Source organism: Paucibacter sediminis (genome assembly GCF_030254645.1).
GTDB lineage: Bacteria > Pseudomonadota > Gammaproteobacteria > Burkholderiales > Burkholderiaceae_C > Paucibacter_B > Paucibacter_B sediminis.
Window position 1 is genome coordinate 2,327,553 of record NZ_CP116346.1, and the last position, 23,307, is coordinate 2,350,859.

The following is a 23,307-nucleotide window of genomic DNA, read 5'->3' on the forward strand; positions in this document are numbered from 1 at the left end:
CATGAAGGGCTGGGAACTGCTGCCAAGTGCCGCGACCCGCGTGGATGCGAGCGGCGCCATCCTCGAACGCAATGCGCAGTTTCTCCAGCTCAGCCAGGGGCAGACCGGCTGGAGCTGGCTGCGCCCCGAGGCCGAGGCGCAGCTGCGCGCGCAATGGCCGCAGCCGCAGGACTTCGAGCTCGAGCTGCAGACCGGAGCCAGCGCGCCGACCTGGCTGAGCTGCCGCTCGCGCTGGGATGCCGAGGGCGCCAGCCATGTCTGCCTCTGGACCGATATCTCGGCCAGCAAGCGCGCCCAGCTGCGCGCGCAGGACCAGGCCGCGCAGCTGCGCCTGATGGCCGACAACGTGCCGGTGCTGATCGCGCTCTACGACGCCAAGACCGACCAATGCCTGTTCGCCAACCGCGGCTATGCGCGCATGTTCGGCCTGGACGAGCAGAGCATCCTCGGCCGCACCTTTGCCGAGGTGATCGGCGAGGCCGCTGCCAAGGAGATCCAGCCCCATGTGGACCGCGTGCTGCAGGAGCAGGTGGCGGTGGTGTACGAGCGCAAGATCGAGAGCCCGAACGCCGCGCCGCGCTGGATCGAGGTGAACCTGATCCCGCATCTGGACGGCAAGGGCGAGTCGCGCGCCAGCTTCGTGCTGATCGCCGACATCACGCGGCACCGCGTCGCCGAGATCGCGGTGCGCGAGTCCGAGGAGCGCATGGCCAAGTTCATGCACGCCTCGGTGGAGGGCATCGTGTTCCACCGCGACGGCGTCATCACCGATGCCAACGCGCCGCTGTGCCAGCTGGTGGGCTACACCCTGGCCGAGCTGCTGGGCCGCTCGGCGCTGGCCCTGGTGGCGCCCGACCAGCTGCACAAGGTCAGCCAGGTGATGGGCAAGAGCGAGGAGACGCGCTACGAGACGGCGGTGCAGCACAAGGATGGCAGCCGCATCGACGTGGAATTCATCGTGCGCACGCTCTGGCGCGGCGGCGAGAAGCTGCGCATGACCATCGTGCGCGACATCCGCGAGCGGCTGGCGGCGCAGCAGCGCATGCACCACCTGGCGCATCACGATGCGCTCACCGGCCTGCTGAATCGCGGCGCCTTCCTCGACCGGCTGCGCGAGCGCCTGCTGACGGCGCGCCGCGACGCGCAGAAGCTCGCCCTGCTGTTCATCGACCTCGACAACTTCAAGCGCGTCAACGATTCGCTGGGCCATCTGGAGGGCGACCAGGTGCTGCGCACCGTGGCCGACCGCATCGGCGCCTGCCTGCGCGCCACCGACACGGTGGGGCGCTTCGGCGGCGACGAGTTCGTGGTGCTGCTCGACGAGGTGTCGGGCCGCGAGGACGTGCATGTGGTGCTGATCGCGCTGCTGAGCGTGGTGGAGGTGCCGGTGCGCGCCGATGGCCGCGACCTCTCGGTCACGCCCTCGATCGGCGTGGCGATGTTCCCCGAGCATGGCGACAGCCCCGAGGAATTGCTGCAGCACGCCGACACCGCCATGTACCTGGCCAAGTCCAGCGGCCGCGCCACCTACGAATTCTTCGAGCCCTCGATGGCGGCCAACGCCTATGCCGACCTGGTGCTGGAGAGCGAGCTCGCGCATGCGATTGCGCGCGACGAGTTCGCGCTCTACTACCAACCCCAGGTGGATGCGCGCACCGGCGCGCTCACCGGCGCCGAGGCCCTGCTGCGCTGGCAGCATCCGCAGCGCGGCCTCTTGAGCCCTGAGGCCTTCATCATGGTGGCCGAGCGGCATCGCCTGATGCTGCCGCTGGGCGAATGGGTGATGCGCGAGGCGGCGCGCCAGGCGCGCATCTGGCACGAGACGGGCGTGGCCGAGGTGCCGATCGCGGTGAACCTCTCCAGCATGCAGTTCCGCCTCGCCAGCTTTGCGCGCTCGGTGGCCACGGTGCTGGAGCAGGCCGGCGTGCCGGGCACCTGGCTGGAGCTGGAGCTCACCGAGCGCATGCTCACCGAAGACTTGAGCGGCGTGCCCGAGACGCTCGCCAGCCTGCGCGCCCTGGGCCTGCACATCTCGGTGGACGATTTCGGCACCGGCTACACCTCGCTCTCGCACCTGACTCTGCTGCCGCTGGACAAGCTCAAGATCGACCAGAGCTTCGTCGCCGGCCTGCCCGACGACGAGGGCTCGGTGGCCATCACCCGCGCGATGCTGCAGATGGCCAAGGGCCTGGGCCTGCGCGTCAGCGCCGAGGGCGTGCGCAGCAGCGCGCAATGGGAAGCGCTGGCGCTGTGGGGTTGCGACGAGGTGCAGGGCGAGGCGATCGGCGCGCCGATGTCGGCGGCGGCCTTCGAGGCCTGGCTGCGCGGCCGCGTTTCTACAATCGGGGCATGAGCAAAGAAGTCCAGACCTCGCCCGAGCTAGCCGCCCTGATCCAGCGCGAGATCGAACAAGCCGGGGGTTATCTGCCCTTCGATCGCTTCATGGCCCTGGCGCTCTACGCGCCGGGCCTCGGTTATTACGCCAACCAGCGCCAGAAGTTCGGCCTGATGCCCGACAGCGGTTCTGACTTCGTCACCGCCCCCGAGCTCTCGCCGCTGTTCGGGCGCGCCCTGGCCGCGCAGGTGGCGCAGGCGCTGGAGGCGAGCGGCAGCGACGAGGTCTGGGAGTTCGGCGCCGGCACCGGCGCGCTGGCGGCGCAATTGCTGGAGGCGCTGGGCGAGCGCGTGCGGCGCTACCGCATCGTCGACCTGTCCGGCACGCTGCGCGCGCGCCAGGCCGAGCGCCTGCAGCCCTGGGCGCACAAGCTCGAGTGGCTGGACCAGCTGCCGGCGCGCATGCAGGGCGTGGTGCTCGGCAACGAGGTGCTGGACGCGATGCCGGTGCAGCTGCTGAGTTTTGATGGCCACACCTGGTGCGAGCGCGGTGTCGTGGCCGAAGGGTCAGGTCTTGCCTTTGCCGACCGGCCCAGCGCGCTGCGCCCGCCGCTGCACGAGCACATGCTGCCCGGCACCGTCACCGAGATCCACCCGCAGGCTGAGGCCTTTGTGCGCACCCTGGCCGAGCGGCTCGACCGCGGCGCGATCTTCCTGATCGACTACGGCTTCCCCGAGCGCGAGTACTACCACCCGCAACGCCTGGGCGGCACCCTGATGTGCCACCACGAGCACCGCGCCGATGGCGACCCGCTGGCCCTGGTGGGGCTCAAGGACATCACCGCCCATGTCAACTTCACGGGCGTGGCGCTGGCCGGCCAGGAGGCCGGGCTCAGCGTGCTGGGCTACACCAGTCAGGCGCATTTCCTCATCAACTGCGGCCTGGTCGAGCTGATGGCCGCGGCCGAGCTGCCGCAGCGCGTGATGGCGCACAAGCTGATCGCCGAGCATGAGATGGGCGAGCTCTTCAAGGTGATCGGCTTCGCCGCAGGCGAGCCCTTCGATGCCCTGGGCTTTGCGCAGGGCGATCGCAGCCACACGCTCTAGCGCCGGCGTCGCGCCAGACCGGCCGCCAGCAAGGCCATCCCGGCCAGGGCCAGCGAGGCGGGCTCGGGTACCTGCAGTCCGCCACCGCCAAAGGTCAGCCCGCCCACGGCATCGATCTCATTGTCGCCATCGCGCACCACGGCGCCCGGCCCACCCCAGGTGACTGACGCATATCGGAAAGTGGCGGCAGTCGGCAATTGGTAGACCGCCACGAAACCGTCGGCCACATTCGCACCCGGCGACCAGCCATCACCGTAGACGTGCACGAGCTGGGCCTGCACCCAGTCTGCATCGAGGGCATCGGGGTCGTTCGACAACCAGGCGGTGTTCTCCAGCACCTCGCCGGGCACGGGGCCATGGTCCACAAAGACGAACACGGCCAGTTGATTGGCCTGCCCGCCCAGATCCCAGATCAGGCCCTGCGAGGGCCGTCCGCCCGATGCCCCGCCCACGTTGCCGCCGTTGCCAGCGTCTTGCACCCAGGCGAAGTCGCGCGCGTTGGCATTCGCCGCCGCCGAACCCGCGCCGTTGTAGGCCCCCAGCGTGGTGGGGTCGGTGCCGGTGCCAAAACCGTCCGCGCCCTTGACATAGCTGCCGAGATTGAAGCCGCTGGGGTCGCTCCAGCCGCCGTTCTCGATGCAAGTGACGTTGGGGTTGATGCCCAGGCCGATGAAGGTGCTCACGGTGGCGCCGAACACCGGCGCACCCACGGCGTCAGCGGGGTTGGTGAGGCAGGGTCCGGCGATGGCCGCCGAGCTGAGGCCCAAACCAAGCGCGACGCCGGCCAGGGCGCTGAGACGACGGTATGCAGCATTCATCATGACGAACTCCAGACGCTGTTGAGATAAGCGACCATGCCTGTGCAGGGTCACGCATAAAGCGCGCCAGCATGACAAGTGTTTGATTTGATGACGAGTTGTCAGGGGCGATGCAACAAGCGGCGTGACGCTGTAAATATTCCCGACGCCGACCTTGCGCTCATGTCTGGGCCATGGCGGCCAGCGCCGCCAGCCGCGCCCTGGCAATTGCCGCGCCGATCTGCGGCCCCTTGAGACCCTGCGCCAACGCCGCCGCGCTGAGTTCGGCCTGGTTGAGCCCCTGCAGGCAGCGCAGATCGGCGAGCAGCTTGGGGCGCTGCGGATAGGGCCGGTCTTGCAGCCCCAGGCGGCCGCGCGCATCGCATTCGCAGGCCAAGAGCAGCTCGGCAAAGCGCTCGGGGCGGCGCAGCGCGTCGCAGCGCTCCAACAGGTTCAGCCGCGCCTGCGGCGTGAAGGACAGGCTCTGGTGCACATGGGTGTGCTCGCGCGTCATCAGCTCGGCCAGTTCGCGGCAGTCGCTCGGCACGCGCCAGCGTTCGCTGACGCGCCGCGTTAGCGGCAGGCCACGGCTCTCGTGGGCGATGTGACGTGGCAGCGCCTCGGTGGGCGTGAGGCCCTTGCCGAGGTCGTGGCACAGGCAGGCATAGCGCACCGTCAGCGGCGCGGCCAGCGCGGCGCAGCGGTCCAGCACCATCAGCATGTGCGTTCCGGTGTCGATCTCGGGGTGGTGCTGCGCGGGCTGCGGCACGCCGAAGAGGCGGTCCAGCTCGGGCAGCAGGCGTGCCAGCGCGCCGCAGGCGCGCAGCACCTCCAGCATGCGCGAGGGCTCAGCTTCCATCAGGCCGCGCGCGAACTCCTGCCAGATGCGTTCGGCCACCAGCGCATCGACCTCGCCGGCGGCCACCATCGCGCGCATCAGCGCAAGCGTCTCGGGCGCCACCGTGAAGTCCCGGTAGCGCGCCGCAAAGCGCGCCAGCCGCAGGATGCGCACCGGGTCCTCGGCAAAGGCCGGCGAGACATGGCGCAAGACCTTGTCCTTGAGGTCCCGCTGGCCGCCATAGGGGTCGATGAGTTGGCCGGCCGCGTCCTCGGCCATCGCGTTGATGGTTAGATCGCGGCGCGCCAGGTCCTGCTCCAGCGTGACCTCGGGGGCGGCGTGGAAGGCAAAGCCATGGTAGCCCGGCGCGGTCTTGCGCTCGGTGCGGGCGAGCGCGTATTCCTGCTTGGATTCCGGGTGCAGAAACACCGGGAAGTCCTTGCCCACCGGCTGGTAGCCCAGGGCCAGCAGTTCCTCGGGCCGGGCGCCGACGATGACCCAGTCGATGTCGGCCACCGGGCGGCCCAGCAGGGCGTCGCGCACCGCGCCGCCGACCTTGTAGATCTGCATCATGGTCGGCGCCGGGCTCAGCGCAACTGCCCCTGCGGCCCGCCGGAGACGCGGTAGGGCTCGTCGTCGGCGATGAAATCCTGCTCGGCCAGCGCGTCGGCCACCCAGGCGGCCACGGCGGGATGGGCCTGCATGGCGGCCAGGTAGCGCTGGCAGGGCTCGGACATGGGCAAGCCATAGCGTGTGATGCGCATCACCACCGGCGCGAAATAGGCGTCGGCGGCACTGAACGCGCCGAACAGGAAGGGCCCGCCGCTGGCCGCCAGCGCCTCTTCCCAGGCGGCCTGCATGCGCGCCAGGTCGGCGCGCAGCTTGGGCTCGCTGGCGAGCAGGCGCTGGCCCACCGCGCTCAGGTCGGCCTCGATATTCATCGGGCAGAGGCCGCGCAGGCTGCCGAAGCCGGCATGCATCTCGGCGCACAGGCTACGTGCGCGCGCGCGCTGGCGTGCATCGCGCGGCCAGATCGCCAGCTCGGGGTGGCGATCGGCAATCGTCTCGGTGATGGCCAGGGTGTCCCAGACGGCGAAGCCGTCGTCGTCCAGCAGCACCGGCACCTTGGCGGCCGGCGTGACCTCGGCCATGGCCTGGTAGAAGCTGGAGCCGGGCGTGAAATCGAAGCGCAGCTTGCGCTCGCTGAAGGGGATGTCGAAGGCCTTCAGCAGCACCCAGGGGCGCATCGACCAGGACGAGTAGTTCTTGTTGCCGATCACGAGTTGCATGGGGGATGTTGCTCCTTGTTGTGAGTGGTTCAGCGATGCGCGCCGCGGCGCAGCACGTCCATCTTGCTGACGCCGTGGCGCAGATAGGCCGCGGCGATGGGCTCCACGGCGTGGGCCTGGATGCCCAGTTCGGCCAGGCCGGGCAGGGTGCCGCTGGCGATATTGGGCACCTCCATCGAGGCCAGGTTGTCGCGCGACATCATGGGCTCGCCCGGCAGGCTTTCCATCAGCAGGGCCTGCGCCTTCGCCAGCACGGCGGGCAGGGGCAGCACGCGGCGTTCGTGGCCGCTCAGGCGGCCGGCCAGCTTCACCAGCTCGCCCAGGCGCAGCACCTGCGGGCCGGCCAGCTCGTAGGTCTTGCCGATGGTGCCGCGGTCCTGCATGCAGCGCAGGATGGCGGCCGCCACGTCCTCCACCCAGACCGGCTGGAACTGCGCGTCCGCACCCGCCAGCGGCATCAGCGGGAACCAGGCTTGCAGGGCCGCGAACAGATTGAGGAACTGGTCGTCGGCGCCAAAGATCACCGAGGGCCGCAGCAGCGTGAGATCGAGCTCGGCCGCCGCTTCCTGCAGCACCGCCTCGCCGCGCGTCTTGGAGCGCAGATAGCGCGAGGGCGCGGCCGGCCCCACGCCCAGCGCGCTGACATGGATGAGGCGGCGCACGCTGGCTTCCCGGCAGGCCGCCGCCAGGGTGCGCGGCAGCTGCACATGGGCGCGCTCGAAGGCGGCCTCGTCGCCCTGCAGGATGGCCACCAGATTGACCACCAGATCCTGACCCCGCAGCAGCTGCGTGAGCTGTGCCGCGTCGTGCACATCGGCCTCGATCATGTCGAGGCCGGGCAGCACCTGCAGGCCGCGGTGCGCGGCCGGGCGCCGGCTTGGCACCGTGATGGCCGCGGCGCCGCCATGCTGACGCACCAATTGCTCGCACAAGGCACGGCCGACAAAGCCGCTGCCGCCTAGGATCAAGATCTTGTTGGGGGTCACGGTAGGTCCTGGTTGGAGGAGGGCGCGCTGGCCTCGCGTGGGCCGATGAGCTTTCCCAGGCGCTCGCGCAAGGCGCTGGGCTCGGAACCGAGCAGGCGTGCGTAGACGGTGGCGTTGGACAACACCTTCTTCACATAGTCGCGCGTCTCGTTGAAGGGGATGCTTTCGGCCCACAGGGCGGCGTCGATCACCGGCCCCTCGCGCCAACGGCGCGGCCGGCCGGGGCCGGCGTTGTAGGCCGCCGCGGCCATCGCCATCGAGCCGCCGAAATCGTCCAGCACCAGCTTCAGGTAGTTGGTGCCGATGCGCAGATTGAAGTCGCGGTCGGTGAGGTATTCGGGCTTGTAGTCGAGGCCTGCCTTCTTGGCGGTCCAGCGCGCGGTGGCGGGCATCACCTGCATCAGGCCGGAGGCGCCGACATGCGAGCGCGCGTCCATGATGAAGCGCGACTCCTGGCGGATCATGCCGTAGACATAGGCGGGGTCGAGGCCGATCTCGCGCGCCTTGGCCAGCACCTCGTTGCGGAAGGGCAGGGGATAGCGCTGGTTCAGGTCGACCTCGGCCCTGGTGCGTTCGCTGGTGTTGATGCAGCGGTCCCAGACCTCGCGCTCGCAGGCCAGGCCGGCGGCGGCCAGCAGCTCGCGGTCGCTCATGCCGCGCAGCGAGAAGTTCCACTCGCGCACGCCCTCGTTGCGCAGGCCGGCGGCGATCAGCAGCAGGCTGCGGTTCAGGCCGGGGTGCTGATAGGCCTGGCCCTTCTCCTGCGGGCTCAGCGGCGCCGGTGCGGCCGGCAGGGGCAGGCGCTGCTCCAGCTCGTCGGCCGCCAGCTTGCCGTAGAAGCTCAGCGGCGAGGCCAGGCCCTGCAGCAGCTGGTGCGCCTGGGCGCGCTGGGCCTCGCTCTTGGCGCTGCCGGCGCCCTCGGCCGCGCTGGCCTGCAGGGCGCGCGCACGCCAGTACTGCCAGGCCGGCTCCTGCTGCTCCTTCGCACTCATCAGGCCCAGGGCCTGCAGTGCCAGCGCGGGGCGGCCGGCGCCGTTGTCGGCCCGCAGCGCGGCGCGCACCGCCCAGCCCAGCGTGTCGTCGCTCCACTCCGCGGCGCTGTTATGTTTGTCGAGCAGCCGGAAGGCGCGCGCGTAGTAGTCGGCGCCTTCCGGCTGCAGCTTGAGCGCCGCCTGGCGCGCCAGCTGGGCCCAGGCCCAGGCGGCCAGGTCGTGCGGCAGCCTTGCCTCCCAGCGGTCCACCAGCTCGGCGGCCTGGGCGGTGTCGCTGGCGCTGATGCGCAGCAGCGCCAGGGTGGTGATCTCGGCATGGGTGCGGCCCTGGGTCGAGGCCTTGCGCGCCAGGTAGCGCGCCGCGCTGTCCTGCAGCTCGGTGACATGCAGGGCCAGGCCCTTGGGCAAGAGGGCACTGGCCTGCTTGATGGCGCGCGGGCGGTTCAGCTCGAAGCTCAGGCGCAGCTTGAGCCAGACATCCTCGGGCTTGAGCCGCCCGGCCTCCAGCAGGGTGCTGGCGAGCAGCTGGCAGCCGTCGTCGCCATCCTTCTGGGCCAGCCAGGCCGCGCGTGCCGCGGCGCGCACATCGCGGCCGGCCAGGTGCTCGGTGAGCAGGCCGTAGCAGGCCACCTCGCGGTCGTCGGCCATCTTGAAGCGCGGCAGCTCGCGCGCGAAATTGCCCCAGTCGCGGCGCCGGCCCAGCTCCAGCAGCCAGTCGTTGCGCAAGCGGTCTTCCACATAGCTGCCGGGCCAGCGCGCATAGAAGCCCTCCAGATCGCCCTGGCTCAGCTCGGTGAGGCGCAGGCCCAGGTCCCAGTAGTCGATCCAGGATGCAAGCGGGTACTGCTGCGCCTGCGCGACGGCGTTCACCGCCGCCAGGCGCTTCTTGTCCTTCAGGCGCAGGGCCTCGCGCGCCTCGCCGATCAGCTCGGGCTTGGGCGGCGCAGCGTCTTGCGCGCGGGCGCCGCATGAAAGAAAACTCAGCCCGCAGGCCAGCGCGAGCGCTGCGATGCGCGTCAGATTCCGTGCTCCATATACTGCCGACAAGATTGTTCTCTCTCTGCTTTCTCTTTGCTGGATAAACCGCTGATGCCGTCAGACCACGCCACCCTGCCGCACGAGCGCGCCGCGCTGCGCCGTCATTTGCTGGTCGCACGCGCGCAATGGTGGGCGAGCGCGGAGGCGCAAAAGGCGCAGGCCGCGCAGGCCGCTGCGCTGCGTGAACTGCTGGCTCAATTAGAGCCCCAATGCCTGGGTCTCTACTGGCCCTTCGAAGGGGAATTTAACGCAGCCGAGTTTGTGCAGTCGCAAGGCCTGGTCAAGCAATGCGGTCTGGCCCTGCCCTTCGCCCGCAAGGAGGGTCGGCAGATGGACTTTCGGCGCTGGCAGGGCGAGGCGCCCGCGCTGAAGGATGAGTGCGGCATTCCCAGCAGCGATGGCGCGGTGGTGGTGCCCGACGTGCTGCTGGTGCCCTGCGTGGGCTTCACCCGCGAGGGCTACCGGCTGGGCTATGGCGGCGGCTATTTCGACCGCTGGCTGGCCAGGCATCCGGGCGTCACCACCATCGGCCTTGGCTGGAGCGGCGGCGAGGCGGCCTTTGCGATCGAGGCGCATGACCAGCCCCTGACCGTGATCCTGACCGAGCGCGAGCTCGTGACGCCTTAGCTGCGGCTAGTCGTGCTCGCCCAGCCCGCCCTCGTCGCCATGCTGCGTTTCGCCGATGTCGCGGCGCGATTGTGCGGCCTGGGCCTCGACCCAATGCGCGAACTGCACCACCTCGGGCCGGCTGCGGCCCTGGCGTGACAGCAGCAGCCAGTAGGCCGAGGGGCTGCTCATGCGCCCGGCCGGGCCGAAGGGCTCGACCAGCTCTCCGCGCTGCAGCGACTCGTACACCAGCGCCAGCCGCGCTAGCGCCACCGCCTGGCCCGAGAGCGCGGCCTGGATCTGCTGGTAGGTGAAGTTCAGGTACATCCAGCGCCGCGGCTGCAGCTCGGGCGCGCCATGCTCGGCCAGCCAGCGCCGCCAGCTCAGGTATTGGGCGGTGGGGCGCTGGTCGTCTTCCTCGGCCAGGCTGTGCTGGGCCAGGTCGCTGGGCTGGCGCAGCGGCGGCGCCAGGCCGCGGGCCGCCTGCTCCACCAGCCAGGGGCTGGCCACCGGCACCAGGGTTTCGCCAAACAGCCGCACCGCACCGGGTGGCACCTGGCCGGGCGCGCAATAGCGCAGCGCGAGGTCGATCTCGCTGTCGTCGATGTCGACGATCTGGTCCAGCGCCGAGACGCGGATGTCGATGTCGGCATGCGCGCGCTGGAAGGCTTCCAGGCGCGGCAGCAGCCACAGCGAGGCGAAGGAGGCGAAGGTGGTGACGTTGACGACGCGGCGCCCGCGCGACTGGCGGATCTGCCGCACCGTGGCGTCCAGGCGCTCGATCATGCTCACCACCTGGGTGCGCAGTAGCGCGCCGTCGGTGCTCAGCTCGACATGGCGGGTGCCGCGCAGGAACAGGGTGCAGCCGATCTCGTCCTCCAGGCTGCGGATCTGGCGGCTGATGGCCGACTGCGTGAGATGCAGCTCCTCGGCCGCCGCGCGGAAGCTGAGCAGCCTGGCCACCGCCTCGAAGGCGCGCAGGGGGCCGATGGCGAGGGGGCGATGGCGCGGCGCGTTATTCATGCGCGAATGGTATCAATCCGGGGCGTGCAACTCATTGGACCGGATTCCGGGTAGTCCCTAGTATTGCCCCATGCCCGCCGAGTGCGGCGGGCGGATCAGGAGGACACCATGTCTTTGGCTCAACGCTCATCAATCGATGCATTCCACCCCGCCTATGCCGGCACCGCCTGGGAGCTGGGCCAGGGCCAGGCCCTGAGCCTGCCGATCGGGCCGGGCGCACGCGAGTTGCGCGTGCTGGAGGGGCGCGTCTGGCTGACCCGCAGCGGCCGTGCCGACCGGCCGGCCCAGGACGTCTGGCTGGCCGCCGGCGAGGCCATCATCCTCGGCTCCGGCGAGCAGGTGGTGCTGGAATCCTGGCCCAGCGCGCGCTTCCAGCTGCTGGTGCCGCCGCTGGCCTGCCCGGAAGCCTGGAGCCAGCTGAAGGCCAAGCGCGCGGCGCGCCCGGCCAGCTCGGCCCTGGCAGCGGCCTGAACCATGGCCGGCCCGCTGTTGAAGGCGGCGGACATTGCCGCCATGGCGGGTCAAGCCAAGACCCATCTGCTGAACGCCAACGCGGTGCGCGTCGCCAAGTCGCTGGGCGGCGCCACCGGCATGACGACGCTGGGTTTCCATGTGATGACGCTGGCGCCCGGCCGCGAGGCCGCCGAGTACCACCGCCATCTCTATGAGGAGCAGTGCTTCTACATCCTGTCGGGGCGGGGCACGGCCATCATCGACGAGCAGGCCCATGCCGTCGAGGCGGGGGACTTTCTCGGCTTCGCGAAGAATGGCGCGGCGCATACGCTGCTGAACACGGGGGCGGAGCCGCTGGTGTTCATCGCCGCCAGAACGAACCTGGAGCAGGATGTCTGCGACTACCCGCGCCAGCGCAAGCGGCTCTACATGAATGGCGCCGAAGAGGCGCTGGTGGACTTCGATCAGCTGCGCGTCGAGCGGCCCTAAGCCTTGCCGCGGCGCGGCGCCGGTTTGCTGCCCTTCGCCGCGCGGGCGCGCAGCGCCGCCGCCAAGGCCAGGCGTGCCCAGGGCTGCATCAGCGCGGGCGATTCCATCGCCTCTTCCGGCGCGGCGTAATAGGCCATCGTCATGACCTGGCCCTGCTTGTCGTAGCGGAAGGGCGCGCAGCCGGCCTGCTGGAAGGCCGGGATGGTCTCGGCATCGGCCTTCAGCCAGAGCTGCTCGAAGGCAATGATGGCGATGAAGATCTCGTCCGCATAAATGCCATAGCCGCCGAACATGCGGCGGCTGCGCAGCGCACCCAGGGGCGCCAGCAATTCCAGGCTGTGGGCCAGCAGTTCCTTGGACATGGCGCAACTATAGGTGGTGGCTTAGGCAAACCCGCAAGTCACAAGACCTGACCCTCGCGCACAATCACGGCAGCCAGCCTTGGGAGACTCTCGCGTGGATGTAGCCAATGACCGTGCCGCCCTGCGCCACAAACTGATTGCCGACCGCTTGGCCCTGCCCGGGCGGCTGGAGCTGGCCGAGGAGCTGCAGCGTGTGCTGCGCGTCTGGCTGGTGCGGCGGCGCGAGCTGACCATCGGCGCTTACTGGCCCATCAAGGGCGAGTTCGACCCGTTGCCGGCGCTGTACCGCTGGGCCGAGGCCAACCCGGTGCGGCGCATCGGCCTGCCGGTGGTGGACAAGGAGCATGGCACGCTGCGCTTCCATGTCTGGTATCCGGGCTGCCCGATGGAGGAAGACGCCTACGGCATTCCCAAGCCCAAGGACACCGAGGTCTTCGAGCCGCAGCTGCTGGTGGTGCCCTGCGTGGGCTACGGGCCCTGCGGCCTGCGCCTGGGCTATGGCGGTGGCTTCATGGACCGCACCCTCGCCAGCCTGCAGCCGCGCCCCGCCACCGCCGGCGTGGGCTATGCGCATGGTTTTCTGCCCCTGCTGAAGGCCGAGCCGCACGACATGCCGCTGGACGCCATGCTCACCGAGGAGGGGGTGGTGTGGGACAAGGAGGGCTGAGTCGGGACCAAGGCCGGCAACTGCTTGCCGGCCGACGCCCGACGAAGGCCTGGACGCCTGTCAGCGGCCGGGCTGAGGCCGGCGGGCGGCCGGGCTGAGAGAATGCGGCGATGAACAGTGCCGCCTACGCCCACCACCTCGCCAGCCTGCAGCAGCGCGCCGAAGACGCGCTGGCGCGCTGCGGTTTCGATGCCCTGCTGATCGCCTCCGGCATCGAGAAATACGCCTTCCTGGACGACCGGCCCTATCTGTTTGCGCCCAATCCGCATTTCAAGCATTGGCTGCCGCTGACCCAGCACCCCAACAGCTGGCTGCTGATACGCCCGGGGCAGCAGAAGCCCCTGCTGGTCTACTACCAGCCCGACGACTACTGGCATGTGCCGCCGTCGGCGCCCAGCGGCTTCTGGGTCGAGCATTTCGAGATCCGCATCATCAGCACGCCGGACGAGGCGCGCCAGCACCTGCCCCTGCAGCTGGCGGCGGCCGGCCGCCTGGCCATCATCGGCGAGGCGGATGCCGCGCTGGAGGGCCTGGTGCCCAACAACCCGGCCGCCCTGCTGAACCTGCTGCACTACGCGCGCGGCTGCAAGACCGAGTACGAACTGACGCAGATGCGCGCGGCCTCGGCGCGGGCGGTGCGCGCCCATGTGGCGGCGCGCCAGGCCTTTCTGGCCGGCGCTTCCGAGGCGCAGATCCATGCCGCCTACCTGGCGGCCAGCGGCCATACCGATCGCGACCTGCCCTACGGCAATATCGTCGCGCTCAACGAGCATGGCGCGGTGCTGCACTACCAGTATCAAGACCTGACTCCACCGACGCAGTCGCGCTCGCTGCTGATCGACGCCGGCGCCCAGGTGGCCGGCTACGCGGCCGACATCACGCGCAGCTGGAGTGCCGGTGATGCAGATTTCGATGCCTTGCTGGCGGCGATGGAGTCCGCCCAGCTTGCCCTGGTGGGCGAGGTGCGCGCCGGCGTGGACTATCGCGACATCCACCTCAGCACCCATGCGCGCATCGCCAGCATCCTGAAGACCCTGGGCATCGTGAAGGCGATGAGTGAGGAGGCCATGCTGGCCGAGCGCATCACTTCCACCTTCATGCCGCATGGCATCGGCCATCTGCTGGGCCTGCAGGTGCACGATGTGGGTGGCTTCATGGCCGATGAAACCGGCGCGCTGGCGCCCAAGCCCGAGGGCCACCCCTATCTGCGCCTGACGCGCACGCTGCAGCCCGGCATGGCGGTGACGATCGAGCCCGGGCTCTACTTCATACCCACCCTGCTCAAGGCCCTGCGCGCCGGCCCGCACGCGGGCGCGGTGAACTGGGGCCTGGTGGAGCACCTGAGCCGGTATGGCGGCGTGCGCATCGAGGACGACGTGGTGTGCCGCGCCGCGGGTGCGCCGCCGGAGAACCTGACGCGGGATGCGTTCGCGGCGCTAGGCTGAGCATCAAGCGCCGCGCCCCAGGGAATAGAACTCGTCATTGGGGCGCATGCTCGTGACGTTGGCCATGCGGTTGGACATGCCGAAAAAGGCGGCAATGCCGGCGATGTCCCACGCGTCAGCCATGTCGAAACCATGGCGCTGCAGTGTCTCGAAGTCGTCGTCGCCCACGGCGTACGCTTCGGCAGACACCTTCATCGCGAAGTCCAGCATGACCATCTGGCGCGGCGTGATGTCGGCCTTGCGGTAGTTGATGGCGACTTGGTCAGCGACCAGCGGATTCTTGGCCCGGATGCGCAGGATGGCACCGTGCGCGACCACGCAGTATTGGCACTGGTTCGCGTTGCTCGTGGCCACCACGATCATTTCGCGCTCGGCCTTGGTCAAGTTGCCCTTCTTCTCCATCAAGGCGTCGTGATAGGCAAAGAACGCGCGGAACTCATCCGGCCGGTGCGCGAGAACGAGGAAAACGTTCGGCACGAAGCCGGACTTCTCCTGGACGGCGAGGATGCGCGTGCGAATGTCTTCGGGCAGATCCTTGATCTCAGGGACTGGGAAACGGCTGATCTTGAATGGCGTAGCGGTGGACATGGAGGCTCCTGGGCGAGGGCGGGGAGAAGAACTCACCGGCTGCGTTGTGACAGGCAAGGCATGGCGATGTACGAAGTACCGTGACGCTACACCAAGGCGACGCCACGCAGCATCGCCAGCCCGCACCCGGCCTGGAGCCGCCATGAAAAAAGCCGCCAAGCCCTTGCGGGCCGGCGGCCTTGTCGTCAGGCGACGTGCTTGATCAGAAGCGCATGCCCAGGCCCACGCCCACCAGCAGCGGGTCGACCTTGAACTTGCCGACTTCGGTGCCGCTGGAGTAGACCTTGGTGCCGATCTGCACCTTCTTCACGTCCACGTTCAGGTACAGGTTCTTGGACAGCTCGATGTCGGCACCGATCTGGGCCGAGAGGCCGAAGCTGTTGTGCTTGATGCTGGGATGCAGGGCGGTCTCGACCGCGGGGGCGAACTTCACCGACGAGAAGTTGGTGTAGTTCAGGCCAACGCCCACATAGGGACGGAAGCTGGCGGCGGGGGCGAAGTGGTACTGCAGGCTCAGCGTGGGCGGCAGATGCTTGAGCGAACCGATTTCGGCGCCGCCGGCCTTCAGGGTGTGCTTTTGCGGATAGGTCAGGATCAGCTCGGCCGCGATATTGGGCGAGAAGAAGTAGCTGATGTCCACCTCGGGGATGGCCTTGTTGTTGATCGTCAGACCCAGGCCGGTCGTGTCCTTGTTGGCCGAGTCGATGTTGACGACGCGGGCGCGCACCAGCCAGGGGCCTTCAGCCTGCGCCTGAGCAGCAAAGCTGGCGGCGGCGAGGGCAACAGCGGCGAAGGTGCTTGCAATCTTTCCCATCATTCCAATAACTCCTTGTTTGCCGGGACCAATCCCGATGAAGCCATTGGACGCAGATCGATCGGGTTAACCCTTGATCTGACGCAAGTGCAAAAAAGCCCTCGTCATGAGGGCTTGGTGGTTTTGCGTTGCCTCAAGAAACTCAGCCGAGACCGAGGCGTTTGCACAACTCCAGCGTCAGCGCCGACTGGTTGAGCGTATAGAAGTGGATGCCCGGCACGCCATCGGCGATCAGGCGTTCGCACACGCGCGTCATCACGTCCAGCCCAAAGGCGCGGATGGAGGCGGCGTCGTCCATATAGCCCTCCATCTTCAGCGCCACCCAGCGCGGGATCTCGATGCCGTCGCGCGCCGCGAACTGGGCGATGCGCGCGTAGTTGTGGAAGGGCATGATGCCCGGCACGATGGGGGCATCCACGCCCAGCTTGCGCACCTCGTCCACGAAGTTGAAGTAGGCGTCGGGGTTGAAGAAGAACTGGGTGATGGCCTCGTCGGCGCCGGCACGCATCTTGTCGGCGAAGTGCTGCAGGTCGCGGGCGGCATAGCGCTGCTGCGGGTGGTACTCGGGATAGGCCGCCACCTCGATCTTCCAGTCCGCCCCCTGCGTTTCGCGGATGAAGCGCACCAGCTCGGCCGCATAGCGGAACTCGCCCGCGGTGGCCGTGCCGCTGGGCAGATCGCCGCGCAGCGCCACCACGCGGCGGATGTTCTGCGCGCGGTAGGTGGCCAAAATCTCTGCGATGTTCTCGCGCGTGGAACCCACGCAGGAGAGATGCGGCGCGGCCTCATAGCCCATCGCCGCGATCTCGCTCACGGTGGCCAGGGTCTTCTCGCGGGTGGAGCCACCGGCGCCGTAGGTGACGCTGAAGTACTGCGGCTTCAGCACGCTCAGCTCCTGCACCACGGTCTTGAGCTTCTCCGCCCCCACGGGGGTGTTGGGCGGGAAGAATTCGAAACTCACCGCTGTCATGGTGTGTGTTCCTTTGCTGCGTTCGTCTTCGCTGCCTGCGGACCTTCGGCCCACAGGAAGAATTCCTTGTTGCCATCACCACCGGTGATGGGGCTTTCAAAGTAGTCGCGTACCTGCCAGTCCAGGGCGGCGGCGGCCTCGCGGGCGCGCGCCTCCAGCAGCGGGTACTGCTTGGCGTCCTTCACCAGGCCGCCGCGCGCCAGGGCCTTGGGCCCCAGCTCGAACTGCGGCTTGATCAGCAGCAAGACCTGACCCCCGGGCGCCAGCCAGGGCGCCAGCTGGGGCAGGGCGCCGAGCATGGAGATGAAGCTCAGGTCGCCGACGATGAGCGCAAAGCCCTCGGCCGGGGCCTGCTCGCGCAGCGCCGAGCCCGCCAGCTCGCGCACATGCAGGCCTTCCAGCGCGCAGATACGCGGGTCGGCCGCCAGCGCGGCATGCAGCTGGCCATGGCCCACGTCCACGCCCACCACGCGCGCGGCACCCGCCTTCAGCAGGCAATCGCTGAAGCCGCCGGTGCTCTGGCCCATGTCCAGCACCGTCAGCCCGGCGACCGCCAGGCCCGTGTGCGCCAGCGCGCCTTCGAGCTTGAGCCCGCCGCGCGAGACATAGCGCAGCTCCGCGTCATCGCTGATGCGGAGCTCGGCGAACTCCGGCAACTCCTCGCCCGCCTTGCGAATGGCCGACCAGCCCTTGGCCGAGTGCCACTCGGCCGCGGCCGCGCTGATCAGCCGCTGCGCGGCCGAACGCGTGGGCGCCAGGCCCTTGGCGACCAACAACTGGTCTGCGCGCATTGCTCGCCGCTCAGTAGCGGTAGGTGTCGGGCTTGTACGGGCCCTGCTTGGGCACGCCGATATAGGCCGCCTGCTCATCGCTGAGCTCGCTCAGCTGCGCATTCAGCGTGGTCAGCTGCAGGCGCGCCACCTTCTCGTCCAGGTGCTTGGGCAGCACATAGACCTTGCCGATGTCGTAGGCGTCCTTGTGCGCGAACAGCTCGATCTGCGCGATCGTCTGGTTGGCAAACGAGGAGCTCATCACATAGCTCGGGTGGCCGGTGCCGCAGCCCAGGTTCACCAGGCGGCCCTTGGCCAAGAGGATGATGCGCTTGCCGTCCGGGAAAATGACGTGATCGACCTGCGGCTTGATCTCTTCCCACTCGTACTTCTCGATCGAGGCGATGTCGATCTCGTTGTCGAAGTGGCCGATATTGCAGACGATGGCGTTGTGCTTCATCGCGGCCATGTGCTCGTGGCGGATCACGCCCTTGTTGCCGGTGGTGGTGACGAAGATGTCGGCCTTGTCGGCGGCGTATTCCATCGTCACGACGCGGAAGCCTTCCATCGCCGCCTGCAGCGCGCAGATCGGGTCGATCTCGGTGACCCAGACCTGCGCCGACAACGCGCGCATCGCCTGGGCCGAGCCCTTGCCCACATCGCCATAGCCGGCGATCACGGCGATCTTGCCGGCGATCATCACGTCGGTGGCGCGCTTGATGCCGTCCACCAGCGATTCGCGGCAGCCGTAGAGGTTGTCGAACTTGCTCTTGGTGACCGAGTCGTTGACATTGATGGCGCGGAACAGCAGCGAGCCCTTGGCCGACATTTCCTTCAGGCGGTGCACGCCGGTGGTGGTCTCCTCGGTCACGCCGATGATCTCGGCGCTCTTGCGGGTGTACCAGCTCGGGTCCTGGGCGATCTTGGCCTTGATGGCGGCGAACAGGATGCGTTCTTCCTCGCTGCCCGGGTTGGCCAGCACGGAGAGATCCTTCTCGGCCTTCTGGCCCAGGTGCATCAGCAGCGTGGCGTCGCCGCCATCGTCCAGGATCATGTTGGGGCCTTCGCCCGGCGTGCCGGCCGCACCGAATTCAAAGATGCGGTGCGTGTAGTCCCAGTAGTCTTCCAGGGTCTCGCCCTTGTAGGCGAACACCGGCGTGCCGCGGGCCACCAGGGCGGCGGCGGCATGGTCTTGCGTGGAGAAGATATTGCACGAGGCCCAGCGCACTTCGGCACCCAGGGCCTGCAGGGTCTCGACCAGCACGCCGGTCTGGATCGTCATGTGCAGCGAGCCGGTGATGCGCGCGCCCTTGAGGGGCTGGCTGGTGGCGTACTCGCGGCGGATCGCCATCAGCGCGGGCATCTCGCTCTCGGCGATGTTCAGTTCCTTGCGACCCCAGTCGGCCAGCGACAGGTCGGCAATCTTGTATTCGGTGGTGGTGGCAGCGGCATTCATCAGCGGGCTCCTTCAATGACAAAACGTCGAAGCCGCTGACGCCGTGAGGGAGGGTCTGAAAAGACAACGATCACCCACGCAGGACGTCAGCGGGTGAGCGCGGTTGCAAAGAAAGTCTCCGAGCCTGGCCTCTAAGCAAGAGGTTGCAACGCTCCTCGGAAGCCACGGATTCTAAACGCATCGCGCAGCTCGTTCGCTCGAACAGGCATGGGGAATGGGCACAATCGGCGCCCATGCTGCCTCTTGCCTCCTGCCCGCCCGCGGCTCTCGGCCGCCTGCGCGGTGTGCTCACCGATATCGACGACACCCTCACCGCCGAGGGCGCCATCGCGCCGGCCGCCTTGCAAGCCTTGCACGATCTGGCCGCCGCCGGGCTGCCGGTGATCGCGATCACCGGGCGCCCGGCCGGCTGGAGCGAGCCCTTCGCGCTGGCCTGGCCGGTGCGCGCCATCGTGGCCGAGAACGGTGCGGTGATGCTGCAGAACCAGGGCGGCCAGTTGCGCCGCAGTTTTTATTGCCAGGACGAGGCGACCCGCCGTGAAAACTTCGCGCGCCTGCAGCGCTGCGCCGCCGACGTGCTGGCGCGCGTGCCGGGCGCCACGCTGGCCGAGGACAGCGCCGGCCGCCTCACCGACATCGCGGTGGACCACAGCGAGTTCGCGCATCTGGACGCGGCGCAGATCGATGCCGTCTGCGCGGTGATGCGCGCGCATGGCCTGCAGGCCACCGTCAGCTCCATCCACATCAATGGCTGGATCGGCGCGCACAGCAAGCGCACGGCGGCCGACTGGGCGGTGCAGGCCCTGCTGGGCGAGGCCTTCGTGCCGGCCGACTGGTTGTATGTGGGCGACTCCAGCAACGACGAGCAGATGTTCGCGTCCATCCCGCTCAGCGTGGGGGTGGCGAACATCGCGCGCTTTGTGCCGCAGCTGCGCAGCCTGCCGGCCTATGTCACGGCCGCCGAGCGCGGCGCGGGCTTCGCCGAGGCGGCGGCGGCGCTGCTGGCGGCGCGCGCCGCTGGGGCTTAGGCGGCAGCCGCTCCGCGCCACTGCGCCATATCGCTGCGCGGCGGCGTGCCGAACAGGCGCCGGTATTCGCGGCTGAACTGCGAGGGGCTTTCGTAACCCACCTGGTGCGCGGCCGCGGCGGCGTCCAGACCCTCGGCCAGCATCAGGCGGCGCGCCTGCTGCAGGCGCAGCTGCTTCTGGTATTGCAGGGGCGAGAGGCTGGTGAGCTGCTTGAAATGCTGGTGCAGGCTGGAAGGGCTCATATGCGCCAGCGTGGCCAGCTCCTCGATGCGCAGCGGCTCGGCATAGCGCTGCGTGAGCGCATCGACGGCGCGCGCGACGCGCTGGGTGCTGCTGTCGCCGCTGGCCAGCGCGCGCAGCTGAGCGCCCAGCGGGCCGGTGAGCACGCGGTAGAAGATCTCGCGCTGCAGCATCGGCCCCAGCATGGCCTGGTCCTGCGGCGTATCCAGCAGCTGCAGCAGGCGCAGCGCGGCGTCCAGCAGCGGCGTGGTGACGGGGCTCAGGTTCAGCCCCACCGGCGCGGCGGCGCGCGCGGCCTGGGCTGGCGAGGGGGCCGGGGCGGCCGGGCCGCACTGCAGCAGCAGATCGGCCAGCATCTGCGTGCTGCTGCTCAGGCGCAGGCACAGATAGGGCTGGGCGGGGCTGGCCTCGGTGATCTGGCCGAGCGGCAGCATGGTCATCGAGACCAGCAGGCAGTGCAGCGGGTCATAACGCAATGTCTGCGCGCCCAGCTGGGCCTGCTTGCGGCCCTGCAGCACCAGCACCAGGCCGGGCGCATAGACGGCCGGCAGGGCCTGGGCGGTGGCACTGGCGCGTATCAGGGCCAGGCCGGGCAGGGCGGTGTCGTGCAGGCCATCGGCGGGGGCGTGGCGCAGGGCCAGGGCCAGCGCGCGTTGGCGCAGGCGCTCCAGCTCGGCGGCGTCTTGGGGGTGTGGGGCTTCGGCCATGGGGCGGATTGTGCAAGCCTACGGCCAGGTGCGAGGCGGCCGGCGCGGCAGATTCGGAGTTTTGGGCAAGCATGGGCGAGCTTTTCGCTGGGCTCGGCGTGCCCTCGTTCCTATGCTGCGAGGGGTCAACAAACCAAGGAAAGAGAACAGCATGAGCAAGCAAGAATTGACGATGCCGCGCCGCCGGCTGGGCGCCCAGGGCCCCGAGGTTTCGGCCCTGGGGCTGGGCTGCATGGGCATGTCGGACTTCTACGGCCCGGCGGACGAGCAGCAGTCGCTCGCGGTGTTGCATCGGGCGCTGGACATCGGGCTGAACTTCCTCGACACCGCCGATATGTACGGCGTGGGCGCCAACGAGCGCCTGCTGGCGCGCCTGCTGGCCGAGCGCCGCGAGGAGGTGGTGCTGGCCACCAAGTTCGGCAATGTGCGCGCCGCCGATGGCCGGCTGCTGCGCATCGACGGCAGCCCGGCCTATGTGCACGAGGCCTGCGACGCCAGCCTGCAGCGCCTGGGCGTGGAGCAGATCGATCTCTACTACCAGCATCGGGTGGATCGCAGCGTGCCGATCGAGGAGACGGTGGGCGCGATGGCCGAGCTGGTGCGCGCCGGCAAGGTGCGGCATCTGGGCCTGTCCGAGGCCTCGGCGGCCACGCTCAGGCGCGCCCATGCGGTACACCCGATCGCCGCGCTGCAGACCGAGTACTCGCTCTGGACGCGCGACGTCGAGGCCGAGATCCTGCCCACCTGCCGCGAGCTGGGCATTGCCCTGGTGCCCTACAGCCCGCTGGGGCGCGGCTTCCTCACCGGCGCGATCCGCAGCGCCGAGCAGTTGCCGGCGGGCGACTGGCGGCGTGCCAATCCGCGCTTCCAGGCCGAGCAGCTGGCCGCCAATCTGGCGCTGGCGGATGCCCTCGGTGCGCTGGCGCAGGGCGAGGGGCTGAGCCCGGCGCAGCTGGCGCTGGCCTGGCTGCTGGATCAAGGGCCCGACATCGTACCCATCCCCGGCACGCGCAGCGTCAGCCGCCTGGCCGAGAACGCCGCCGCGGCCCAGGTGCATATCGGCGCCGCGCTGCGCGAGCAGCTGGCGGGCCTGCTGGCCGCGCATCCGGTGGCCGGCAGCCGCTATCCGGAGGCGGCGATGGCGGCGCTGAATGCCTGAGTTAGGCTGGTGAGTCCAGGCCCAGGAATTCGCTGACGCGCTGCAGCTCCTCCTCAAGCGCCAGCTTGAAGGCCGCGCCCTTGGGCCGGCCATGCACGAAGCCCAGCTCATGCTGGAGCCGGCCGTCTTTTTCGAGCCGCAGATTGGCCCAGCCCAGCATCGCGTCGCCCCATAGCAGGGGCAGGGCGTAATGGCCCATCTTGCGCTTGGGCGCGGGCGTGTAGGCCTCGAACTTGTATTCCCAGCCCCACAGCAGCTGGAAGCGGCGGCGGTCCCACACCACCGGGTCGAAGGGCGCCAGCATGCGCAGCTGGGTGTCGAGCCGGTGGCGCTTGGAGCGCGGGTTCTCGTCAGCGGGCCAGAACCAGGTGCGGCCGTCGATCTGCGCATGGGCATAGCGCGCCTTGGCGCGCTGGAAGGCCTGGCGGGTCTCGGTGCGCAGCTGCGGCGCGCCATAGCCCAGCAGCGAGGTCAGGTAGCCGAGGCTGGGCGCGGGCAGCGGCGCATACAGCGCCACCACCATGTCCAGCAGCGCCTCGGCGCGGGCCTGGCGCGCGGCCGGGCTCTGTTCGGCTTCGGGGTGCTGCACCGCCTCGTAGACGCGCGTGCCGGCGTCGCGCCGCTTGACGCGCAGCTGGCTGCGGTAATGCAGGCCGTCGAGCAGCTGGGTGCTGACGTTCAGCTCGCCGCCCCAGTAGCCGGGCATGCGGCCATGGTGGCTGAATTCCTCCAGCAGCTGCTTGGGATGGGTGGGGCCGCGCTCGCGCACCACCGCCAGCAGCTGCTCGGCCTGGGCGCGGGTCTTGGCGTCCCAGCTGCGCCTGGGCTCGCGCGGATGCAGCAGGGCCAGGTGTTGCCTGGGCAGGAAGCCGTAGTTGACGAAGCAGTCTTCCTCGACTGCCAGCCGGGTGTAGCGGCGCTCCAGGTCGCCGGCGCGGTAGTCCTTGACGCGATGGCGCAGGATCAGGTCCTGGGCGCGCGCCGGGGCGCGCATCGGGTCGGCCTGCACGAAGCCGAGCTTGCGGATCGCGGTGGGCAAGGTGGTCGGCCTGAAGAGGCTGCGCGCGATCGCATAGCGGCGCAGTTCCTCAAGGCTGGGGGCGGGGGTGGCTGCGGTCGTGCTCATCGGCCGCGAGCATCGCAAACAAC

General features: G+C 69.3%; 23 protein-coding genes and 1 riboswitch. Of the genes, 9 read left to right on the forward strand and 14 right to left on the reverse strand.

Going from position 1 to position 23,307, the window contains the following annotated elements; genetic code table 11:
• Position 1 precedes the first annotated feature (1 nt).
• Both PFX98_RS10730 and PFX98_RS10735 read left to right on the forward strand, forming a co-directional pair.
• Complete coding sequence (locus PFX98_RS10730) at positions 2 to 2,353, forward strand: putative bifunctional diguanylate cyclase/phosphodiesterase (protein ID WP_285235194.1); 2,352 nt, start codon at positions 2 to 4, stop codon at positions 2,351 to 2,353.
• The gene (locus PFX98_RS10735; RefSeq protein ID WP_285235195.1) at positions 2,350 to 3,441 is read left to right on the forward strand and encodes a class I SAM-dependent methyltransferase; all 1,092 of its coding nucleotides are present in this window, start codon (positions 2,350 to 2,352) and stop codon (positions 3,439 to 3,441) included. The genes PFX98_RS10730 and PFX98_RS10735 overlap by 4 nt, the downstream gene beginning before the upstream one ends.
• Here the strand turns inward: PFX98_RS10735 and PFX98_RS10740 are convergent.
• The 5 genes from PFX98_RS10740 to PFX98_RS10760 all read right to left on the reverse strand — a co-directional run bounded on the left by PFX98_RS10740 (position 3,438) and on the right by PFX98_RS10760 (position 9,390).
• Entirely contained in the window at positions 3,438 to 4,262 is an 825-nt protein-coding gene (locus PFX98_RS10740; RefSeq protein WP_285235196.1) for a PEP-CTERM sorting domain-containing protein, read from the reverse strand. The genes PFX98_RS10735 and PFX98_RS10740 overlap by 4 nt on opposite strands.
• Before the next feature lie 157 nt (positions 4,263 to 4,419).
• On the reverse strand, positions 4,420 to 5,646 hold the full coding sequence (locus tag PFX98_RS10745) for a multifunctional CCA addition/repair protein (protein ID WP_285235571.1): 1,227 nt from the start codon (positions 5,644 to 5,646) through the stop codon (positions 4,420 to 4,422).
• Positions 5,647 to 5,663: 17 nt separating this feature from the next.
• Complete coding sequence (locus tag PFX98_RS10750; RefSeq protein WP_285235197.1) at positions 5,664 to 6,365, reverse strand: glutathione S-transferase family protein; 702 nt, start codon at positions 6,363 to 6,365, stop codon at positions 5,664 to 5,666.
• Between the two features lie 29 nt (positions 6,366 to 6,394).
• Positions 6,395 to 7,351, reverse strand: a complete 957-nt coding sequence (locus tag PFX98_RS10755; RefSeq protein ID WP_285235198.1) for a complex I NDUFA9 subunit family protein — start codon at positions 7,349 to 7,351, stop codon at positions 6,395 to 6,397.
• On the reverse strand, positions 7,348 to 9,390 hold the full coding sequence (locus PFX98_RS10760; protein WP_285235199.1) for a lytic transglycosylase domain-containing protein: 2,043 nt from the start codon (positions 9,388 to 9,390) through the stop codon (positions 7,348 to 7,350). Before PFX98_RS10760 ends, PFX98_RS10755 begins: the two co-directional genes overlap by 4 nt.
• Before the next feature lie 42 nt (positions 9,391 to 9,432).
• Here PFX98_RS10760 and PFX98_RS10765 point away from each other — a divergent pair, with 42 nt between their 5' ends.
• Positions 9,433 to 10,008 carry a 5-formyltetrahydrofolate cyclo-ligase gene (locus PFX98_RS10765; protein WP_285235200.1) on the forward strand — a complete coding sequence of 192 codons (576 nt, stop codon included), beginning with the start codon at positions 9,433 to 9,435 and terminating at the stop codon, positions 10,006 to 10,008.
• A gap of 6 nt (positions 10,009 to 10,014) precedes the next feature.
• Here PFX98_RS10765 and PFX98_RS10770 read toward each other — a convergent pair whose 3' ends face one another.
• A complete protein-coding gene (locus PFX98_RS10770) occupies positions 10,015 to 11,010 on the reverse strand; it encodes a LysR family transcriptional regulator (protein WP_285235201.1) in 996 nt (331 codons plus the stop codon).
• Positions 11,011 to 11,118: 108 nt separating this feature from the next.
• Here PFX98_RS10770 and PFX98_RS10775 point away from each other — a divergent pair, with 108 nt between their 5' ends.
• Positions 11,119 to 11,481, forward strand: a complete 363-nt coding sequence (locus PFX98_RS10775) for a DUF2917 domain-containing protein (RefSeq protein ID WP_285235202.1) — start codon at positions 11,119 to 11,121, stop codon at positions 11,479 to 11,481.
• A 3-nt stretch (positions 11,482 to 11,484) separates the two neighbouring features.
• Positions 11,485 to 11,952, forward strand: a complete 468-nt coding sequence (locus tag PFX98_RS10780) for a cupin domain-containing protein (protein ID WP_285235203.1) — start codon at positions 11,485 to 11,487, stop codon at positions 11,950 to 11,952.
• Here the strand turns inward: PFX98_RS10780 and PFX98_RS10785 are convergent.
• A complete protein-coding gene (locus PFX98_RS10785; protein ID WP_285235204.1) occupies positions 11,949 to 12,314 on the reverse strand; it encodes a TfoX/Sxy family protein in 366 nt (121 codons plus the stop codon). The two genes, PFX98_RS10780 and PFX98_RS10785, sit on opposite strands and share 4 nt — an antisense overlap.
• 94 nt (positions 12,315 to 12,408) lie before the next feature.
• Here PFX98_RS10785 and PFX98_RS10790 point away from each other — a divergent pair, with 94 nt between their 5' ends.
• Both PFX98_RS10790 and pepQ read left to right on the forward strand, forming a co-directional pair.
• Positions 12,409 to 12,981: a 5-formyltetrahydrofolate cyclo-ligase gene (locus PFX98_RS10790; RefSeq protein WP_285235205.1), complete on the forward strand. Its 573-nt coding sequence runs from the start codon at positions 12,409 to 12,411 to the stop codon at positions 12,979 to 12,981.
• A 110-nt stretch (positions 12,982 to 13,091) separates the two neighbouring features.
• A complete protein-coding gene (gene pepQ / locus PFX98_RS10795; RefSeq protein WP_285235206.1) occupies positions 13,092 to 14,426 on the forward strand; it encodes a Xaa-Pro dipeptidase in 1,335 nt (444 codons plus the stop codon).
• A 3-nt stretch (positions 14,427 to 14,429) separates the two neighbouring features.
• Here pepQ and PFX98_RS10800 read toward each other — a convergent pair whose 3' ends face one another.
• The 5 genes from PFX98_RS10800 to ahcY all read right to left on the reverse strand — a co-directional run bounded on the left by PFX98_RS10800 (position 14,430) and on the right by ahcY (position 19,024).
• Positions 14,430 to 15,014 (reverse strand): peroxidase-related enzyme, encoded by a 585-nt coding sequence (locus tag PFX98_RS10800; RefSeq protein WP_285235207.1) that lies wholly within the window; start codon positions 15,012 to 15,014, stop codon positions 14,430 to 14,432.
• 202 nt (positions 15,015 to 15,216) lie between these two features.
• Complete coding sequence (locus PFX98_RS10805; protein ID WP_285235208.1) at positions 15,217 to 15,831, reverse strand: OmpW/AlkL family protein; 615 nt, start codon at positions 15,829 to 15,831, stop codon at positions 15,217 to 15,219.
• Positions 15,832 to 15,970: 139 nt separating this feature from the next.
• Positions 15,971 to 16,798 (reverse strand): methylenetetrahydrofolate reductase [NAD(P)H], encoded by an 828-nt coding sequence (gene metF, locus PFX98_RS10810; RefSeq protein ID WP_285235209.1) that lies wholly within the window; start codon positions 16,796 to 16,798, stop codon positions 15,971 to 15,973.
• Positions 16,795 to 17,589: a TlyA family RNA methyltransferase gene (locus tag PFX98_RS10815; RefSeq protein ID WP_285235210.1), complete on the reverse strand. Its 795-nt coding sequence runs from the start codon at positions 17,587 to 17,589 to the stop codon at positions 16,795 to 16,797. Before PFX98_RS10815 ends, metF begins: the two co-directional genes overlap by 4 nt.
• 10 nt (positions 17,590 to 17,599) lie before the next feature.
• On the reverse strand, positions 17,600 to 19,024 hold the full coding sequence (ahcY, locus tag PFX98_RS10820) for an adenosylhomocysteinase (protein ID WP_285235211.1): 1,425 nt from the start codon (positions 19,022 to 19,024) through the stop codon (positions 17,600 to 17,602).
• Between the two features lie 88 nt (positions 19,025 to 19,112).
• Positions 19,113 to 19,187: riboswitch (S-adenosyl-L-homocysteine riboswitch) on the reverse strand.
• A gap of 70 nt (positions 19,188 to 19,257) precedes the next feature.
• On the opposite strand from ahcY, the gene PFX98_RS10825 reads away from it, so the two are divergent.
• Entirely contained in the window at positions 19,258 to 20,052 is a 795-nt protein-coding gene (locus PFX98_RS10825) for an HAD-IIB family hydrolase (protein ID WP_285235212.1), read from the forward strand.
• Here the strand turns inward: PFX98_RS10825 and PFX98_RS10830 are convergent.
• Positions 20,049 to 20,999 (reverse strand): AraC family transcriptional regulator, encoded by a 951-nt coding sequence (locus PFX98_RS10830; RefSeq protein ID WP_285235213.1) that lies wholly within the window; start codon positions 20,997 to 20,999, stop codon positions 20,049 to 20,051. The genes PFX98_RS10825 and PFX98_RS10830 overlap by 4 nt on opposite strands.
• 151 nt (positions 21,000 to 21,150) lie before the next feature.
• On the opposite strand from PFX98_RS10830, the gene PFX98_RS10835 reads away from it, so the two are divergent.
• Positions 21,151 to 22,158 carry an aldo/keto reductase gene (locus PFX98_RS10835; protein ID WP_285235214.1) on the forward strand — a complete coding sequence of 336 codons (1,008 nt, stop codon included), beginning with the start codon at positions 21,151 to 21,153 and terminating at the stop codon, positions 22,156 to 22,158.
• A gap of 1 nt (position 22,159) precedes the next feature.
• Here PFX98_RS10835 and PFX98_RS10840 read toward each other — a convergent pair whose 3' ends face one another.
• Positions 22,160 to 23,284 carry a DNA glycosylase AlkZ-like family protein gene (locus PFX98_RS10840; protein ID WP_285235215.1) on the reverse strand — a complete coding sequence of 375 codons (1,125 nt, stop codon included), beginning with the start codon at positions 23,282 to 23,284 and terminating at the stop codon, positions 22,160 to 22,162.
• Between the last annotated feature and the right edge of the window lie 23 nt (positions 23,285 to 23,307).